Consider the following 18,415-nt stretch of genomic DNA (forward strand, 5'->3'; position numbering starts at 1 on the left):
AAGGATCATCACCTGTGACGGAAGTGAACACCACTCCCCCGGCTGAGCGCATCGAGCCGGTGGACATCCAGTCGGAGATGCAGCGCAGCTACATGGACTACGCGATGTCCGTCATCGTGTCCCGTGCGCTGCCTGACGTCCGCGACGGCCTCAAGCCGGTGCACCGCCGGGTCCTCTACGCGATGTACGACGGTGGTTACCGTCCCGATCGCGGCTACTTCAAGTGCGCGCGTGTCGTCGGTGACGTGATGGGCACCTACCATCCCCACGGCGACACGTCGATCTACGACGCTCTGGTACGGCTGGCGCAGCCCTGGTCGCTGCGGTACCCGCTGGTCGACGGGCAGGGCAACTTCGGCTCCCCGGGCAACGACCCGGCGGCGGCCATGCGCTACACCGAGTGCAAGCTCGCGCCCATCGCCATGGAGATGCTGCGCGACATCGACAAGGACACCGTCGACTTCCGGCCCAACTACGACGGCAAGTCGCAGGAGCCGGACGTCCTGCCGGCGCGTTTCCCGCAGCTGCTGGTCAACGGCTCGGGCGGCATCGCGGTCGGCATGGCCACCAACATCCCGCCGCACAACCTGCGCGAGGTGTCGGCGGCCGTCAAGTGGTGCCTGGAGAACCCGGAGGCCGCCGACGAGGAGCTGCTGGAGGCGGCGATCGGGCTGGTCAAGGGGCCCGACTTCCCGACCCGGGCGCTGATCGTGGGGCGCCGGGGCATCGAGGACGCCTACCGCACCGGCCGCGGTTCGATCACCATGCGCGCCGTGGTCGAGGTCGAGGAGGACGGCAAGGGCCGCCAGGCGCTGGTGGTCACCGAGCTGCCCTATCAGGTCAACCCCGACAACCTGGCGCTGAAGATCGCCGAGCTGGTCCGGGAAGGCAAGCTGACGGGCATCGCCGACGTACGAGACGAGAGCTCGTCGCGGGTCGGCCAGCGGCTGGTGATCGTGCTCAAGCGCGACGCGGTCGCCAAGGTCGTGCTGAACAACCTCTACAAGCACACCCAGCTGCAGGACACCTTCGGCGCCAACATGCTGGCGCTGGTCGACGGCGTGCCGCGCACGCTCCGCCTCGACCAGTTCATCCGGCACTACGTGGCCCACCAGATCGAGGTCATCGTCCGGCGCACGCGCTACCTGCTGCGCAAGGCCGAGGAGCGCGCCCACATCCTGCGCGGCCTGCTCAAGGCCCTGGACCGGCTGGACGAGGTCATCGCCCTCATCCGCGCCTCCGAGTCGGCGGCGCACGCCCAGCAGGGCCTGATGTCGCTGCTGGACATCGACGAGGTCCAGGCGCAGGCCATCCTCGACATGCAGCTGCGCAAGCTGGCCGCCCTGGAACGGCAGTCGATCCAGGACGAGTACGACCAGCTGATGACGATGATCGCCGAGTACAACGCGATCCTGGCCAGCGAGGCCCGCCAGCGCGAGATCGTCAACGAAGAGCTGACGGAGATCGTCAACAAGTTCGGCGACGACCGGCGTACCGAGATCATCGCCTACGACGGCGACATGTCGATCGAGGACCTCATCGCCGAGGAGGGCGTGGTCGTCTCGATCACCCGCGACGGCTACGCCAAGCGCACCAAGACCGATCTGTACCGCGCCCAGAAGCGCGGCGGCAAGGGCGTGCGGGGCGCCCAGCTGCGCCAGGACGACATCGTCGACCACTTCTTCGTCACCACGACCCACCACTGGCTGCTGTTCTTCACGAACAAGGGCCGGGTTTACCGGGTCAAGGCGTACGAGCTGCCGGACGTCGCCCGTGACGCTCGGGGCATGCATCTTGCGAACCTTCTCGCCATGCAGCCCGACGAAACAGTCATGGAAGTTCTGGACTTGCGTGACTATGACGTCGCGCCGTACCTGGTGCTGGCCACGCGCAGCGGGCTGGTGAAGAAGACGCGCCTGTCGGAGTACGACTCCCCCAGGACCGGCGGCCTGATCGCGATCAACCTGCGTGACGACGACGAGGTGATCGCGGCCCGCCTGGTGTCGGAGGAGGACGACCTGCTCCTCGTCTCGAAGGGCGCCCAGTCGATCCGGTTCACCGCCTCGGACGAGGCGCTGCGCCCCATGGGCCGCGCGACCAGCGGCGTCATCGGGATGCGCTTCCTCGAAGGTGACGAACTTCTCGCTATGAATCGGATCGCAGACGGTCAAGATGTGCTTATCGCCACCAGGGCTGGGTACGCGAAACGGACACCTGTTGAGCAGTATCCGGTTCAGGGTCGTGGCGGCAAGGGCGTACTGACGGCGAAAATTGTCAGTGCACGTGGCAAGCTGGTCGGAGCCGTCATGGTCAACCCGGAGGACGAGGTCTTCGCGATCACGTCCGCCGGCGGCGTGATCCGGACGAGTGCCGGAGAGATCAAGCAGTCCGGCCGCCAGACCATGGGAGTGCGCTTGATGAATCTCGCCGAAGGCGACAGCGTGGTTGCTCTCGCCCGGAACGCCGAGGCGATCGAGACCTCGGCCGAGGCAGAGGAAGACGGGGGAGGAGAGTAACGCATGAGCGCCGCCCAGGGTGGTTCCGCCAAGACCAAACCAGGTGCCCGCGAGAACGGGCAGCCACAGAACAACCAGCCGCCGGTCAAGGAAGAGCAGCAGGCGCCGGAGGCCGTGGCTCCGGAGGAGAGCAACGACATGGTGCGCATCCGGCCGTCGCTGGCCACCGAGGCGCCTCCGCCGGTGCCCAAGGTGGAACTCCCCACCAAGGGCAAGTCCTCCGGGAACGCGGGGGCGTCCAGGCTCCCGCGCAAGGCCCACCTGGTCCTGCGCCGCATCGAGCCGTGGTCGGCCATGAAGTTCAGCTTCGTGGTCTCCCTGGTCTGCTTCGTGGTGCTGTTCGTGGCCGTGGCCGTCCTCTACGGCGTCCTGTCGGCGCTCGGCGTGTTCGACTCGCTGGTCGACCTGGTCAACCAGCTCGGCCAGGGTGAGCAGGGCGGCCCCAACGCCATGAACATCAACATCGCCTCCTGGTTCGAGCCGGTGCGCATCCTGGGCTACACGGCGCTCATCGGCGCGGTGAACGTGGTTCTCATCACCGCGCTGGCCACGCTGGGCGCGGTCATCTACAACATCGCCTCCGACCTCGTGGGGGGCGTCGAGGTGACCTTCAGCGAGGCCGAGTAGTCCGCTGGAGCCGCCCCCGGGTTCTTGGACAGGGGGCGGCTCGAGCAGTGGTGGAAGCACGGTAAGCTTTTCCTCGTCCGAACAACTGGTTCGCACCCGCGCGGCGGATGCGCTAACGTTCGGTGTGCGCGGGGCTATAGCTCAGACGGTTAGAGCGCTTCCCTGATAAGGAAGAGGTCCCAGGTTCAAGTCCTGGTAGCCCCACTCAATCAGTAGGTCGGTCCCGGTGGTCGGGGCTGGCCTTCATTGTTTTATGGGGCTTTTCTGCAGTGACCCGATCACGGAGCCGCTGACCTATCCGGGGCGTGTCCCCGCCACGTCCGGGGTGCTGGTGGATGACGCCTATCTGCCGGTCGAGGAGGTGGACACCCTTCTGGTACGGCTCGGCCGCTCCTCCATGGCGGAGCGGTATCCGATCGTCGCCGTGGGGTCCAACGCCTCACCCGGGCAGCTTCTTCGTAAGTTCGGCGGGCATGCGGTCATCCCCATGACCCTTGCGGATGTGGACGGGGTCGTCCCGGGGGTCGCCGCCTATGTCAGCCGGTGGGGGTATGTGCCGGCCACGCCGGTCGGGGCGCCGGGTGAGAGGTCGCGGCTCTTCGTGCTCTGGCTCGATGAGCGTGAGCTGGTGGCGCTCGATGCCACCGAGCCGAACTACTGGCGGCGCCGCCTGCCGTATGCCGTGACGCTCGAATCGGGGGTACGGCTGGCCTCGTGCTTCTTTTACGTCGTCAAGCATGGGTGCCTGGTGGACGGGAACGGCGTGGCCAGGCGGCTCACCGACCAGAGGGTGCTGATTCAGGGCCTTCTGGAGGAGTTTCCCGGGCTTCGGAGGCTGTGCGGGAGGACGCCTGAGGAGTTTGTCGCGGCGGTCCAGGACGAAGCCATTCGTGAGGCGATATTTCGGTTATTTCATGAACCGGGCACCGTGTCGTGCCAGCTCACTCCCTAGCCGCCGGCGTAGTAGCGGATGACGCCGTCCTTGACCTGGACGACCAGGCCGTCCCAAGCGCAATTTATCGCGATATTTGCGTATCTAGGGGAAATGTAGTCGCCCCTTCTAGCATGCGACGCATCGCCCTTCCTTGTGCGGTCCCCCAGCGCATATCCAGTGCTTGGAGCCAGCATGGCAGTGTCCTCTGTTCGTCCATGGCCGGTGGTCGTCGCGGGCTTATCCGCGCTGACCGTTCTGTTGGCGGGTTTCGCGGTGCCGGAGATCCAGGCCGCCGCCTCCACCCCCGAAATCTCGGCGGGTAAACCGGAAAAGTCCGTGGCCAGCCGTCCGGTGGCGGTGAAAGCGGCGGACCGGGGCGCCGAGGATCGGGTCGCCCCGCCCAAGAAGGTGACGACCGTGTGGCCCCGTGCCGGCGTCGCCGAGGTCGAGCTCGCCGATGCCAAGGCGGTGCGGGCCGGGGACCTGCCGGTGGAGGTCTCGGCGGAGCGCGGTTCCCCGGTGCGGGTGCGGGTGGAGACGCTGGATCCGGCGAGCGTGGCGCGGCTCGGCGGAGTCGGGCTCGGCGTCCGGCTCTCGCGGACGGACGGCGCCGCGACCGGTTCCCTGCGCGTGTCGCTGTCGTACCAGGGCTTCCGTGACGCGCACGGCGGCGGGTTCGCCGAGCGGCTGGGTGTGGCGCGGGTCGAGGAATGCGCGCTTCAGCCGACGCCGCCCGCCGGTTGCGATCGTTCGCTGCGGACGGTGACCACGGCCAACGACACCCGGTCCGGGCGGCTGAGCGCAGAGACGTCCACGACGGGCGTCTACGTGGTGACGTCGGCGGCGGCGTCCGACTCGCCCATGGGCGGCACCTTCACGGCGACCGACCTCAAGCCGTCCGGCTCCTGGCAGGCGGGGGGATCCGGCGGGAGCTTCACCTACAGTTATCCGATTCCCCAGGCGCCCTCGCTGGTCGGCAAGGCGCCGGACCTGGCCCTCACCTATGACTCCGGTGCCGTGGACGCCATGTCTCAGGTGACCAACAACCAGTCGGGCTGGGTGGGACTGGGCTGGGACCTGTCCGCGGGGTTCGTCGAGCGCTCCTACAAGCCGTGCGCCCGGGACGAGGGCAGTTCGCCGGCGAACTCCTACCAGTCCGGGTGGGCGGACCTGTGCTGGGAGTCGCCGGACGCCAACGACCGGGACCCGGCCACGACGGACGCCACGGCCAGCGAGCTGACGCTGGTCCTGGCCGGGCAGTCGACACAGATCGTGAAGGACAGGGCCAGCGGGCAGTACAAGACCGTCCCCGATCACGGCTGGCGGGTTCAGTCCTTACCCGGGGGAGCGGACGGCCAGCCGTACTGGCTGATCACCACGCAGGACGGGACGAAATGGCGGCTGGGGCAGAGTCGCGACAGCCAGTGGCGGGTGCCGTACGCGGGCAACGAGCCGGGCGAGCCATGCCATGACCGGTGGTCCGGCACGGGCACCACGCCGGGGCTGTGCGTCGGCGTGTGGCGGTGGAACCTCGACCAGGTGACCGACAGCCACCAGAACGTCACCGACTACCTCTACACGCGCGAGCCCAACTACTACTGCTCGTCCTACAACAGGGCGACCTGTTACTTTCCGTCGTCGGTGAAGGAGTACGACCGGGGCGGGCACCTGGCCGAGGTGCGCTGGGGCGCCAACACGCGAGTGGCCGGGAGCGCGCCGACCGGGCGGACGACCTTCACCACGGTGGACATGGATCCGCTGCTGGTCCCCACGGACCTGCGGTGCGCGCCGCCAACGGGACCCCTCACGGAGTGCAACAACGCCACGGTCGCCTTCTACGCCTCCCGGCAGCTCGATCGCGTGGTCACCTCCGCCTACGACGGCGGCTGGAAGAACGTGGCCGAGTTACGCCTGCGTTACCGGACCATGGGCCGCCAGCTGTGGCTGGACACCGTCCAGCACACCGGGCTGATCGGCGGGCAGGCCGCCAAGCTCCCTCCCGCCGACTTCGACGCGGTCGAGCTGACCAGCGCCTACTGGTGGAACCAGGGCAGCACCGACTGCCAGCTTTACGGCATCTGCGAAGGCTGGGATGACTTCCCCAGGATCGGGGCGATCGGCAATGGCTTCGGCGGCCGCATCGAGGTCGGGTACGGCCAGCCGAACCCGTGCGTGCGTTCCTCGGATCGGCGCTACGACTGGCGGGGCCACACCACGCCGTCCCGGCGGGACTGCTGGACCGACGCCGAGCTGGAGCAGGGCGGCGGCGCGCCACCGGCCGGGAACGTCTACCAGAAGTGGGCGGTGACCCGGGTCGTGGAGAAGGACCTGGTCACCGGCTCGCCCGACCAGGTGACGGCCTACACCTACACCGGCACGCCCGCCTGGACCTACCCCCTGACCTACGTGGGCGGCACCGAGTACCCGCCGATCGTGGGCGGCTACCAGGTTGAGCACGCCAGCCAGTGGCGCGGCTACCAGACCGTCCACACCGCGCGCGGCACGGGCGGGCCCGACGACGTCACCGTCTCCTCCAGCACCTGGTTCCGCGGCGTGGACGGCGCCCAGCTCACCGACTTCGACGCCGGAACCTGGACCGACCGGCCCTGGCTGGCCGGTCAGGTCCTGCAGGAACGTACCTGGCGTGGCGCCGCGGCCGACGTGGAGACCGGTTCGACCCGCTACGAGTACTGGACCCCGGTCACCGGCGACGGCCCGGGCGCGCTCAACCCGGTCATGGTCCGCGCCTCCCGTGAACGCGGCCGTGAGGTCACCGCCGCCGGCGGCTTCCGGCACACCGGCACCCGCACGTCCTACGACGCCTACGGCCTGCCCGCGGCCGTCGTGTCCTACGGCGACGAGGCGAGCACGGCCGACGACACCTGCACGGTCACCACCTACGCCCGCGACCCCGCCACCTGGATGCTCGACCTCGCCGCCTCGGTGGAGGAGCACGCCGGTCAGGACTGTACGGCGGGCGCGGTGACGGCCCGCACGACCCTGTTGTACGACGGAAACACCGACCCGGCCGCCAACCGGCCGACAGCCGGCGACGTCACGGACAAGCGGGTGTGGAGCGACGCCACCCACGTCGCGACCACCCGGGCCGGCTTCGACGCCTACGGCAGGCCGCGTTCGTCCACCGACGCGCTCGGCAAGATCACCACCATCGGCTACATCCCGGCGACCGGTTGGCCGAGCGGCGGTGTCACGGTCACCAATCCGCTCGGGTACGCCGAGACCACCGTGAGTTCGCCGCTGCACGGCCAGACGGTGAAGTTCCAGGACGCCAACGGCAAGACCACCGAGATCGACTACGACGCGCTGGGCCGTACCACGGCCGTGTGGACGGCGGGCCGGCCACGAAACGGCAGTCCGACGGCGACCTTCGCCTACACGATCCCCTTCGACGGGAACCTCGGTCAGCCCACCGCCCCCGTCAAGACCACGATCGCCCACCTCCAGTCGGGCACCGACTACCTGACGTTCCACACCTACGAGGACGCCTGGGGCAGGCCGCGCGAGTCGCAGACGGCCTCCCCGTCCGGAGGGCGGATCGTCTCGATCACCACCTACGACGGGCGCGGGCTCACCGCTGCCGTGGCGGCACGCGCCCACAACGGCGCCGCGCCCGGTTCCGGCCTGCTCAACCCCGCGCTGACCGACCTGCCGGCGTGGACGAAGAGCGTCTACGACCACGCCGGCCGTCCCACCGCGAAGATCGACTACGCGGGCGGGGCCGAGTTACGCCGCACGAGCACCACGTACGGCGGCGCCGACGTCTACGAGATCGTCCCGCCCGTGGGGTTGCCCACCGAGGTCCGCCTGGACGTCAAGGACCGGCCGCGCACGATCACCCAGCGGGTGTCCACAGGCGTGTCGGAGGTCACCGGCTACGACTACGACACCCGCGGCAACCTGACCAAGCTCACCGATGCCAACGGCAACGTCCGGGCCTTCACCTACGACTGGATCGGCCGCCGCGTCGTCGCCGACGACCCCGACTCGGGCTCCTCCCGCAGCACCTACGACGCGGCCGGACGGCTCGTCGCGACGGTGGACGGCAACGGGCAGAAGATCTCCCACCACTACGACGAACTCGGCCGTCCCCTGTCGCAGTGGGCGGGCGAGGTCGACAGCGGTACCAAGCTCGCCGAATGGCGTTACGACACGGTGGCCAAGGGCGAGATGTCGTCGGCCACCCGGTTCAGCGGCGGCCGGCCGTACACCGACTCCGTCATCACCTATGACGACGACTACCGGCCGACCAGGACCCGGCTGACCATCCCCGACACGGGAGATCGGCTGGCCGGGTCGTACGAGTTCGCCACCGAGTACGACGCCGCCGGGCGCATGATCCGGCAGACGATGCCCGCCGCGGGCGGCCTGCCCCGCGAGACGCTGACCTACGGGTACACGAACCTGGGGTACGCGGCCACGGTCACCTCCGACTACGGCGGGGGGTTCACCTACGCCAAGGCCAGCGCCTACTCGGAGACCGGGCGGATGACCGCGCGTTCGTACGGCCCGCGCGGGCAGATCGTCAGGACACTGAACTGGGACGAGGGCTGGAACCGGCTCACCGGCCTGACCACCAAGACCAAGGCGGACACCGGCAGCCCGCAGACCGTCCAGGACGACGCCTTCTTCTACGACGCGGGCGACCAGCTGCGGCGCGTGGCCGACCGGAACCAGCTCACCCCGCAGAACCAGTGCTTCGACTACGACACCCAGGGCCGCCTGTCCTACGCCTACACCAACACCCAGGCCGACTGCTCGGGCGGCTGGTACCACGGCGCCGACCGCGGCGGGCTGAACCCCTACTGGGAGCGCTACGCCTACGACAAGGTCGGCAACATCACGACCAAGGAAACCTGGGCCGACGGCAAGATGGACTACACCTACCCGGCGCCCGGCCCGTCGGCGGTGCGGCCCAACGCCGTCACCGGCGTCTCCGTGGCAGGCGGCGGACGCAGCGATTTCGGCTACGACGCCGCGGGTCAGCTCACTTCTCGTACGGCCGGCGGAAGCACCACCACCTACACCTGGGATCCCCTGGGCAAGCTCACCCAGGCCGTCGTGGACGGCCAGTCGTCGCAGTACGTCTACGGCGCCGCCGGTGACCGCATCATCCGCCGCGAGGGCGCGGTGACCACGCTCTACCTGGGGTCGATGGAGCTGGAAGCCTCCGGCGGAGTGGTGAAGGCCAAGCGGTACTACACCACGGCCGGCGGCGCGATGATGGCCATGCGGGCCGACGACGGCGCCCTCACCTGGTTGCTCGGCGACGGCCAGGGCAGCGCGCAACTCGCCGTCGCCGACGCCACCTCGGCGGTCTCCCGGCAGCGGTACCTGCCCTACGGCGGATTCCGGGGGCGTGACGAGTTCCCCTTCACCGATCTGGGCTTCCTCGGCAAGACCCGCGACACCGCCACCGGGCTGAACCTCCTGGGCGCCCGTTTCTACGACGCCGGACTGGGGCGGTTCATCTCCCCCGATCCGCTGCTGGACCTGCGTACGCCACGGCTGGCCAACCCCTACGGGTACGCGGGCAACAACCCGGTCGGCCTGTCGGACCCCTCCGGGCTGAAGCCGGACAACTGCCTGCCGGAGTCCAAGAGGTACAGCGAGTGCCTGGCGAACGAGCGTTACAGCAACTGCGTCCGCAAGATGGGCAAGGACAAGTGCGACCTGCGTGAGCTGGAGGCGCAGGTCAAGCGTGAACTGGACGCCTTGTTCGACGCGCTCCGGGGCATCGCCAAGATCGCCGCCGACGAGCTGGGCGTCACGGCCGGCATCGACTGCTTCACCAAGGGGGATCTGGGCGCCTGCGGGGAAACCGCCCTGAACATCCTGTCCTCTCTGGCCGGGGGCCTGCTCGGGAAACTGGTCACCAAATATGGCCTGCCCACGAAGTGGGCCAAACTCGCCGATCTCGCGGAGAGTCTCTACCGGCTCGGTGAGAAAGCCATCAACAAGTTCAAGGCGTGGTCGAGGGCCAAGGGCGACTTGAAGGCGCTGGAGGACAAACTGGCCGCCGCGGCCCGCGCGTGCAGCAGTTTCGTGCCAGGGACCCGGGTCGTGATGGGGGATGGCGGCAGCAAACCCATCGAAGACGTCCGGCCGGGTGACCGGGTGATGGCCACCGATCCGCGGACCGGGCGGACGACCGCGCAGCCCGTCCTCGCCGTGCACACCAGTACCGGCGCGAAGGCCCTCGTCGAAGTGACCGTCGACACGGGTGACCGCACGGGCGTCATCCTCGCCACCGACACCCACCCCTTCTGGCTGCCCGGCCCGGGCATCTGGCAGGAGGCCGCCCGCCTCCAGCCCGGCCAGTGGCTCCGGACCAGCGCCGGCACCTGGGTCCAGGTCACCGCCGTCACCCTGCGCACCGTCAGCAGCCAGCGGGTCCACAACCTGACCGTCGCGGGGCCGCAGACCTACCACGTGGCGGCGGGCGGGGCCGACGTCCTCGTCCACAACACCTCCTGCATCCCTCCGCCGAACATCACGCAGGCCGGCCTGCAGCACTCGTTCGACCGGCATGCCGCCCAGTGGTTCGGCCGCCCGGTGACGAAGAAGGCCAAGATGGATGAGTGGAACGAGCTCATCGAACGGGCATCGGGCAGCAGCAAGATAGTCCCCTGGCAGAGCGGTAGCACTCTCACGGACGCCTACTTGATCAGAGTCGACGGGAAATGGTTCGTCGCACAGTTCGACCGTGTGACCGGAGACCTGGTCACGGCGTTCGTGCCGAACAGGAAGCAGGTCACGGCGATGCTGAGAATCCTGGGAAAGAGCAAATGACCGACGACCTCTACCCGGAACCTCCCCACCTGGTGATCGCCCTCTATCCGGGCACCGCCGAACACCTCGCCTTCGCCGAGCTCTGCGACATCGCGCAGAGCATGGGCTGCGTTCCCAACGGGGCCGCCGAGGTCGCTCCGTGGGACGCCGAGTTCGAGCTGCGCTCCGATCTGGCCGACATCGCGTGGCTGGAAACGCGGGCAGACCTGAGCCGGGCGGCACTGGCCGCCCGCCGGCCCCGCGACGGGCGGATCCTTCAGGCGGGTTTCCGGGCCAAGAAGATGGGCGGCATCGCGGTGGCGCAATATCTGCTCGCGCGTCCGCCCGACCGCCATCCCGTGGCCATCGCGATCGCCGGGCAGGCATTCGGCCTTCCCGAGGAGCTGTGGAAGAAGGGCGACCGCAGCAACGCGGCGAAGGTCGCCGAGTGGTCGACGTCCTTGCTCGCGGAAGCCTGCCGGCGCTGCGACCCGCCGTACGCGCAGATGGGGGTCGAGCTCATGTTCGACACCCCTTCGGCGCTCGCGGCGGGATCGGGGAAGATCTCCACCGAGCTCTATGTCTCGGACCGGGTTCTTCAGGCCGCGAAGCCACTGCGCGGGCTCCTGGCCGAAAGTTTCGACGGCGGAGCGATCCTCCAGTGGGAGCGGGGGGTGTTCCACTCCGGCCGGTCGCCGCAGCTCCACGAGAGAGTCCGGGAGGCGAGCAAAGCGCTCGGTACGGCGGTGCTGCGCCTGGACGGGTGACGGCTCACAGCAGGCTCACCGAGACGGCAGCGGGTGCGCCCAGGAAGACGCCCAGCTCGTCGGCCGCGTCGTGCAGCGCAGCGGTCTCGGCGGCGCCGAACGGCCGGTACAGCGTCGCTTCGAGCACGACGGCGTCGGCCCGGACCGTGCGCCTCCAGCGGCCGGCCACCTGCGTGTCGACCACGATGACGCCGTTCGGCAGGGCGAGCCCGTCCGGTGCCGCTGCCATCAGGCCGCCGAGGTCGAGCAGGTGCCTGCTCTGCCTGTAGCCGACGATGTACTCGTCGTACGCCTGCAGCAGCCGCACCGACGGGGACCCGGCCGGCGCGGGGGCGTCCCGCGGCGCGGACCAGTAGGTGACGCCGCGGACGTCGGTGCTCTCCAGCGCGTCGCCGACGAGTGACAGCCCGGTGGCGATGTCGGCGAGCGTGAGACTGGACCACCACGCCAGGTCCTTCGCCGTCGCCGGACCGTGGCTGGTGAAGAACCGGCGGACCAACTCGGCCAGCGCCGCGTCGCGCTCAAGGCTCGCCGCCCGCGGGACCCGCTCGTCGAGCAGCGCGTACGTGTGCCGCTTCCCCCTCAGCGGGCCGCTGCAGATCACCCGCTCCAATTCGGCGTAGATGAGGATGTAGCCGAGCCGGAACCCCTCCGCGACGATGCCGTGGCGGGCGAGCAAGGCCGCGATCTCGGCGCGCGTCAGATGGTTCGCACCGGCGACGGCGTCGGCGATCAGGTCCGTGGTACGGCGCAGCAGCGGGACGCCGAGCTCGCCCCGCCGGTAGGCGTAGCCGTTGAGCACGTGCACCCGCGGCGCCGTCAGCTCCAGCAGCCAGCGCAGGTCGGCGGGTGCCACGAAGTGCCACGTCGGGCGTAACACGTGCGTGCGCAGGATGACGCCGTCGTCAAAGGCGCGATCGAGGCCCACGTCGGTGACACCGGGACCGAGCCGCTGGGCGACCGCCCACTTCGCCGGCTGGTAGTCCTGCGCCTGCACCGCACCGAACCAGCCGACCACCTCGGCGGCGCCGCCAAACGGAACCGGCGGCCCGCCCCCCAGCCCGACGGCACGGGCGCGGCGATGGGCCAGCTCAAGCCCGTCCAGCGTCACGGCAACTCGCTGGTCATGCGTTCCCCCCGGGCCGGCTCGTGGAAACCACCGTACCTGTCACCCCACACGTGCACCTTGTGGCTAACCCGGAGGCCAACGACATATCCGGTGTCTGGCATCTGTCTCGCGACCGCTGAAGGTCTTGAGCGCGTCGAGTGAGCGCCGCGCCAAGAAGAACACCGACGAGTGTGCTTGCCATGCCGATGATCGGGGTGACGATTTGGAGGTATTGCATGTCGCCTCCCGGTGTCGGCCTTGGTCATCCACGAGGGCATTCCCCGATGTCTAAGCTCTCGCCAAACGGCATTCCTGGCTATGTAGTCCAGGTCTTCGACGGTTTCGGGTGTGTGCAGGTGGTGAGGCGCGCCTGGTTCCCAGAGGGCGAGCGGTTCCCATCGAAGATTGAGCGGGCCGACCACGGCGGGACGGACGGGTCGAGCACGTCCGGCCGCCTCCGCGAAAACCTGTTGGGGGACCACGGCAGCCACTGCTACGTTTCCGGAGGCCGTGCAAAGGAGCGAGGAGGTGGTACCCGTGAACGTATCGACATGGGTGCTCCCCTCTGGGGTCACGGTCGGGCGATAGGTCGTCCGGGAGCGCCGTTCAATGGCCCTCCCGAAAGGCACGACCATGCAGTTCAGTTCTGAACAGCATCTCGACGACGCAGTCCTCGAGCGCGAATTCACCCTCGGCGAGATCCCCGGCATCCTGTGGACTCCCGCATCCGCACCGGCGCCGCTGATCCTGATCAGCCCCCCTCCCCTGGGGCTGCGCAAGATGTACCCCCGGCTGGTGGCCCGAGCTCGGCAAGCCGCGGCGGACGGCTTCGCCACGGCCACCATCGAGCTCCCAGGAAGCGGCGACCGGCCCCGCCTGCCCGACGGCGAACAAGCCCTCGCCGACATGCGCCGGGCGATGGAGGCCGGCGAGCCAGTCAGCGACGAGATCATCGACGCCCTCATCCTCCCGCTGGTCGACAAGGCGGTCCCGGAATGGCAGGCCGCCCTAGACGCTCTCCTTGCGCTGCCCGAGATCGGCGGCCCGGTCGGGTACTCGGGGGGCGTGATCTCCCTCGGGACCCGGCTGGCGGTGGTTGAGCCGCGCATCTCGGCCGCCGTTCTGTTCGCCGGGAGTTTCATCCCTCGCGCCATGTTCGAGGAAGCCCGCCAGGTCAGCATTCCGCTGCACGTCCTGCTGCAGTGGGACGACGAAGGCAACGACCGACAGGCGGCCCTCGACCTGTTCGACGCCTTCGGATCCAAGGAGAAGACCCTGACCGCCAACATGGGCGGGCACACCGGCGTCCCTGAGCATGCCGGGGAAGCCGCTGCCCAGTTCTTCGTCCGGCACCTGAAGTGAGACCAGGCCGTCAGGCCAGCCGCAGATGGTAGGGGCTGTCGGCCAGGATGCTGCTTATTGAGACGACAGGCCCCGCCTCAGGGCGGGGGCCTGTTTCATGCCGGGAGGTCTCGTGGGCGCCCTCCCGGGCGGGCCAACCTGTCCGTCCCGCCCTGGTCGGCCCACGCCTACTGACATCCTCGACGCCCCGATGCCAAGCCCGCTGACAGCTCCCGCGCCGTTGTGACATCTGCAAGCGCCTCAGGCGACATGTCCGGAAATTGCCTGAGATGTCTTGACGTATCAAATGAACGATTTTTTAATTCACCCATGGGGCGCATCGCCGGTGTCACCGCCGCCGAGACGCGGGAGCGGCTGCTTCGGGCCGCTGCTGACGCGTTCGCCGAGCGTGGGTACGACGGGACCCGGGTCGCGGACATCGCCGCCTCGGCCGGGGTGAGCAACGGGGCCCTGTATGCCCACTTCGGGTCGAAGGCCGATCTGCTCGTGGCCGCGCTGCGCGCGTATGGGCCGCGCATGCTGGCCGAGATGCTGACCGCCGAGCCCGATCGGTCGATCACCGATCTGCTGCTCATCGTCGGGAGCCGGTTGCCCGACCGCAAGGAGGCCGAGGGGTATCTCATCGTCGAGGCGCTGGTGGCCGCGCGGCGGGATGAGGAGCTGGCCCGGCCGATGCGGGGGTACATCGGAGGGCGGGCCGACTGGCTGGCGGGGCTGGTGGAGGCGGCGCAGCATGCGGGGGAGATCGACGCCGGGCTGTCGCCGGAGGCGCTGGCGCACTTCTGCCTGCTGCTGGCGCTGGGGAGCGCGCTCGTCTCGCCCGATCTGCATCACGTCGACAGCCGGGAATGGACCGAGCTGCTGACCCGTGTCGTGACCGCGCTAGGAGCACCGCCATGAAAGTGCACATCGATTCCGGACGCTGCCAGGGACACGGGCGGTGTTATGACCTGTCGCCGGAGGTGTTCGCCGAGGACGACGAGGGCTACGGGCAGGTTCTCGAGGGCGGGCTCGTGGCCGAGGGGCAGGAGCACGCGGTCCGGCTGGCGGTGTCCAACTGTCCGGAGCGGGCGATAGCCGTACAGCAGGAGGTGTGAAGATGACGGTCGACGAGCGGTTTGCCGAGAAGCGGCAGGGCGAGGACGACGAGCTGGTGCAGGGCGTCCGGAACGAGATCGTCACCGGGCCGGTGACCGACTGGGCGACCGACTTCTCCCACACCGAGGGGGAGTGGGCGGCCGATCCCTACCCGATTCAGGATGATCTGCGGCAGCGGTGTCCCATCGCGCGGACCGAGCGGTTCGGGGGTGGGTGGCTGCCGACGCGGTACGACGACGTGGCGGCTATCGCCTACGACACCGAGCGGTTCTCCTCGCGGTCGATCATCATGAGCAATTTCCGGCCGCCCAAGGAGATCGCGCCCGTGGGCGGGGTGCCGCCCATTTCGTCGGATCCGCCGTTTCACCACGACGCTCGCAAGCTGCTGCTTCCCGCCTTCACCAAGACCGAGGTGGGCAAGCGGGAGGCGGCGACCCGGGCGTACTGTCACTCGCTCATCGACGCGTTCGGGGAGCGGGAGGTGGTGGATGCGGCACGCGACTACGCCCAGCACATTCCGGTGCGGGTGATCGCGGACATGCTGGGCTTCCCGCCCGAGGACGGGCAGCACTTCCGCGAGTTCATCGAGAACGCGCTCGAAGGCGTCAACCGGCCGCCCGAGGAGCGCGTGGCGGGCATGGGGAAGCTGTTCGAGTACCTGCTCGTCCAGATTCGCGATCACATCGACCGGCCGCGGGACGATCTCACGAGTTTCCTCATCGACGCCGAGCTGTACGGGCAGAAGCTCACCGCCGACCACGTCGCCGGCACGATGGCGCTGCTGCTCATCGCCGGCATCGACACCACGTGGAGCGCGATCGGCGCGTCCCTGTGGCACCTGGCCAGGACGCCGGCCGACCGCGAGCGCCTGGTCGCCGAGCCGGGGCTGCTGCCGACGGCGATGGAGGAGTTCCTGCGCGCCTACGCGCCGGTGACCATGGCCCGCCTGGTCAAGGAGGACATGAGCTGGCACGGCGTCGAGATGAAGGCCGAGGACTGGGTGCTGCTGTCGTTCCCGGCCGCCAACCGTGACCCCGCGCAGTTCGAGCGGGCCGGCGAGGTCGTGATCGATCGCGAGGTCAACCGGCACGCGGCGTTCGGGCTGGGCATCCACCGGTGCGTCGGCTCGCATCTGGCGCGCATGGAGCTGCGGGTGGCGCTCGAGGTGTGGCTGGAGCGGGTCCCGGACTTTTCCCTCGCCGATCCGGAGGCCGTCACCTGGGCCACCGGTCAGGTCCGGGGGCCCAGGACGCTGCCCATCAGGCGCCTCTAGTCGAACATGTCGGTCTCGGTGCGGGTGATCTGGTCGTAGAGGGGCTGGAAGTTGATCCAGCCCACCAGGTCGTTGCCGATCTGGCCGTGGGTGAGCTTGGCCTGGTCGTGGTCGATGAGCACGGTCGGGCCCGCCGCCTTGGCCAGGAGCTGGGCCTGGCACGAGCGTTCCATCGTGATGAACCACCAGGCGGCGGCGTCCACGGAGTCGCCCACGGTCAGCAGGCCGTGGTTGCGCAGGATGACCGCCTTGTGGGAGCCGAGGGCGGTGGCGATGCGCCGGCCTTCCTCGGTCTCCACGACGACGCCGGTGTAGTCGTCGAACAGGGCGTGGTCCTCGTAGAAGGCGCAGGCGTCCTGGGTCAACGGCTCCAGCAGGGCGCCGAGGGACGACAGCGCCTTGCCGTACACGGAATGGGAGTGCGCGGCGGCCACGGCGTCGGGGCGGGCCTGGTGGACCATCGAGTGGATGGCGAAGGCGGCCTGGTTGACGTGGTACTTGCCGTGGACGACCTGGCCCTCGTGGTTGACCAGGATGAGGTCGCTGACCTTGATGTGCTTGAAGCTCATGCCGAACGGGTTGACCCAGAAGTGGTCGGGGTGCTCGGGGTCGCGGGCGGTGATGTGCCCGGCCACGCCCTCCTCGAAGCCGAAGCGGCCGAACAGGCGCAGCGCGGCGACCAGGCGTTCCTGGCGGTGGCGGCGCTCGTCGGCCACGTCGTCGAACTTCTGCGGGAGCCTGAAGATCAGCTGGTCGGTCGGGATCGGCGTAAGGTTCACGGTGCCTCCAGCACTGATGGGTCGAGGTCGGCCGGCGAGCTGAAGCCCGCCAGGCCCAGGGTCAGGTCGAGGTCGGCGAGGAGCGAGCGCACGACGTGCCGCACGCCGTCCTCGCCGCCGAGGGCGAGCCCCCAGATGTACGGCCGGCCGAGGAGTACGGCACGCGCCCCCAGAGCCAGGGCCTTGACGATGTCGGCGCCGGTACGGATGCCCGAGTCGAACAGCACGGGCAACCCGACGGCGGCGACCACGCCGGGCAGGGCGTCCAGGGCGGCGACGGCGCCGTCCACCTGGCGGCCGCCGTGGTTGGAGACCACGATGCCGTCCATGCCGGCGTCGGCGGCGCGGCGGGCGTCGTCGGGGTGCAGGATGCCCTTCAGGACGATCGGTCCGTCCCAGTTCTCGCGCAGCAGCGGGAGCTGTTCCCAGGTGTGGGCGCGGCCGTTGAACATGGGCGCCCAGGCCATGATCGCGGCGTCGAGGTCTTCCTCGACCGGGCGGGCCAGGCGGGCGCGGAAGACCGGGTCCGACAGCGGGATGGCCAGGCCGGTGCCGCGCAGGAACGGCAGGTAGGCGCGGTCGAGGTCGTTGGGGCGCCAGGCGAGCGTCCAGGTGTCGAGCGTGACGACGAGCGTGTCGTAGCCGTTCTTGCGGGCGCGCTCCAGCAGGCTGAGCGTGACCTCGTCGTCGTGCGGCCAGTAGAGCTGGTACCAGCGCGGGCCGGACGCCGACGAAGCCACCTCCTCCAGCGTGTGGGAGGCGGCGGTGCTCAGGATCGCCGGCAGGCCGAGCGCGGCGGCGGCGCGGGCGGTGGCGAGTTCGCCGTGCGGGTGCACAATCGACTGCACGCCGATCGGGGCCAGGGCCAGCGGCGCCGGGTAGGTGTGGCCGAACAACTCGGTGGTGAGGTCCCGTTCGGTGGTCTCGCGCAGCATGCGCGGCACGATCCGGCGGCGGGCGAACGCGGCCAGGTTGGCCCGGTCGGTCTCGCCGCTGCCGGCCGAGCCCGCCACGTACCAGTAGGGGCCCGCGTCCAGCAGGTCGCGGGCGGCTTCCTGGAGCCTGGCCGGGTCCACCGAGTACGGCGGGAGCGTGCCGGTCAGGCCGTTGAGGTAGATCTCGAGCTGGAAATCGGAGTAGGCCACCTGGCCAGGGTGTCTCG

Annotated in this window: 12 protein-coding genes and 1 tRNA gene; 10 read left to right on the forward strand and 3 right to left on the reverse strand. The window is 69.5% G+C overall.

The window, feature by feature from the left end:
* The first annotated feature begins 14 nt into the window (after positions 1–14).
* The 6 genes from gyrA to FVE25_RS46815 all read left to right on the forward strand — a co-directional run bounded on the left by gyrA (position 15) and on the right by FVE25_RS46815 (position 11,633).
* The gene (gyrA, locus tag FVE25_RS46790; RefSeq protein WP_157253987.1) at positions 15–2,516 is read left to right on the forward strand and encodes a DNA gyrase subunit A; all 2,502 of its coding nucleotides are present in this window, start codon (positions 15–17) and stop codon (positions 2,514–2,516) included.
* A 3-nt stretch (positions 2,517–2,519) separates the two neighbouring features.
* The gene (locus FVE25_RS46795) at positions 2,520–3,143 is read left to right on the forward strand and encodes a DUF3566 domain-containing protein (protein ID WP_246268563.1); all 624 of its coding nucleotides are present in this window, start codon (positions 2,520–2,522) and stop codon (positions 3,141–3,143) included.
* Positions 3,144–3,273: 130 nt separating this feature from the next.
* A tRNA-Ile gene (locus FVE25_RS46800) sits at positions 3,274–3,347 on the forward strand.
* A 49-nt stretch (positions 3,348–3,396) separates the two neighbouring features.
* Entirely contained in the window at positions 3,397–4,095 is a 699-nt protein-coding gene (locus tag FVE25_RS46805) for a hypothetical protein (protein WP_157253988.1), read from the forward strand.
* A 174-nt stretch (positions 4,096–4,269) separates the two neighbouring features.
* A complete protein-coding gene (locus FVE25_RS46810; RefSeq protein ID WP_157253989.1) occupies positions 4,270–10,887 on the forward strand; it encodes an RHS repeat-associated core domain-containing protein in 6,618 nt (2,205 codons plus the stop codon).
* Entirely contained in the window at positions 10,884–11,633 is a 750-nt protein-coding gene (locus tag FVE25_RS46815) for a hypothetical protein (RefSeq protein ID WP_157253990.1), read from the forward strand. Before FVE25_RS46810 ends, FVE25_RS46815 begins: the two co-directional genes overlap by 4 nt.
* 4 nt (positions 11,634–11,637) lie before the next feature.
* On the opposite strand, the gene FVE25_RS46820 is transcribed toward FVE25_RS46815, so the two are convergent.
* Positions 11,638–12,744, reverse strand: coding sequence for a winged helix DNA-binding domain-containing protein (locus FVE25_RS46820; RefSeq protein WP_157253991.1), 1,107 nt, complete (start codon positions 12,742–12,744; stop codon positions 11,638–11,640).
* A 630-nt stretch (positions 12,745–13,374) separates the two neighbouring features.
* On the opposite strand from FVE25_RS46820, the gene FVE25_RS46830 reads away from it, so the two are divergent.
* The 4 genes from FVE25_RS46830 (at position 13,375) to FVE25_RS46845 (ending at position 16,474) form a co-directional block, all read left to right on the forward strand.
* Entirely contained in the window at positions 13,375–14,103 is a 729-nt protein-coding gene (locus tag FVE25_RS46830; protein WP_157253993.1) for a dienelactone hydrolase family protein, read from the forward strand.
* 309 nt (positions 14,104–14,412) lie between these two features.
* A complete protein-coding gene (locus FVE25_RS46835; RefSeq protein WP_157253994.1) occupies positions 14,413–15,003 on the forward strand; it encodes a TetR/AcrR family transcriptional regulator in 591 nt (196 codons plus the stop codon).
* Entirely contained in the window at positions 15,000–15,200 is a 201-nt protein-coding gene (locus tag FVE25_RS46840) for a ferredoxin (protein ID WP_157253995.1), read from the forward strand. The genes FVE25_RS46835 and FVE25_RS46840 overlap by 4 nt, the downstream gene beginning before the upstream one ends.
* Positions 15,201–15,202: 2 nt before the next feature.
* Positions 15,203–16,474, forward strand: coding sequence for a cytochrome P450 (locus FVE25_RS46845; RefSeq protein ID WP_157253996.1), 1,272 nt, complete (start codon positions 15,203–15,205; stop codon positions 16,472–16,474).
* Here FVE25_RS46845 and FVE25_RS46850 read toward each other — a convergent pair.
* Positions 16,471–17,253: a class II aldolase/adducin family protein gene (locus FVE25_RS46850; RefSeq protein ID WP_157253997.1), complete on the reverse strand. Its 783-nt coding sequence runs from the start codon at positions 17,251–17,253 to the stop codon at positions 16,471–16,473. The two genes, FVE25_RS46845 and FVE25_RS46850, sit on opposite strands and share 4 nt — an antisense overlap.
* Positions 17,250–18,398 carry a lactate 2-monooxygenase gene (locus tag FVE25_RS46855; RefSeq protein ID WP_246268565.1) on the reverse strand — a complete coding sequence of 383 codons (1,149 nt, stop codon included), beginning with the start codon at positions 18,396–18,398 and terminating at the stop codon, positions 17,250–17,252. Before FVE25_RS46855 ends, FVE25_RS46850 begins: the two co-directional genes overlap by 4 nt.
* Positions 18,399–18,415 lie beyond the last annotated feature (17 nt).

The sequence above is a fragment of the Nonomuraea typhae genome (assembly GCF_009760925.1).
GTDB lineage: Bacteria > Actinomycetota > Actinomycetes > Streptosporangiales > Streptosporangiaceae > Nonomuraea > Nonomuraea typhae.

Excerpts from the sequence above, each read along its gene's own strand:
- FVE25_RS46805 (WP_157253988.1), top strand. The coding sequence starts at position 3,397 with ATGGGGCTTTTCTGCAGTGACCCGATCACGGAGCCGCTGACCTATCCG.
- FVE25_RS46815 (WP_157253990.1), top strand. The coding sequence starts at position 10,884 with ATGACCGACGACCTCTACCCGGAACCTCCCCACCTGGTGATCGCCCTC.
- FVE25_RS46795 (WP_246268563.1), top strand. The coding sequence starts at position 2,520 with ATGAGCGCCGCCCAGGGTGGTTCCGCCAAGACCAAACCAGGTGCCCGC.
- FVE25_RS46840 (WP_157253995.1), top strand. The coding sequence starts at position 15,000 with ATGAAAGTGCACATCGATTCCGGACGCTGCCAGGGACACGGGCGGTGT.
- FVE25_RS46835 (WP_157253994.1), top strand. The coding sequence starts at position 14,413 with ATGGGGCGCATCGCCGGTGTCACCGCCGCCGAGACGCGGGAGCGGCTG.
- FVE25_RS46830 (WP_157253993.1), top strand. The coding sequence starts at position 13,375 with ATGCAGTTCAGTTCTGAACAGCATCTCGACGACGCAGTCCTCGAGCGC.
- FVE25_RS46845 (WP_157253996.1), top strand. The coding sequence starts at position 15,203 with ATGACGGTCGACGAGCGGTTTGCCGAGAAGCGGCAGGGCGAGGACGAC.
- FVE25_RS46810 (WP_157253989.1), top strand. The coding sequence starts at position 4,270 with ATGGCAGTGTCCTCTGTTCGTCCATGGCCGGTGGTCGTCGCGGGCTTA.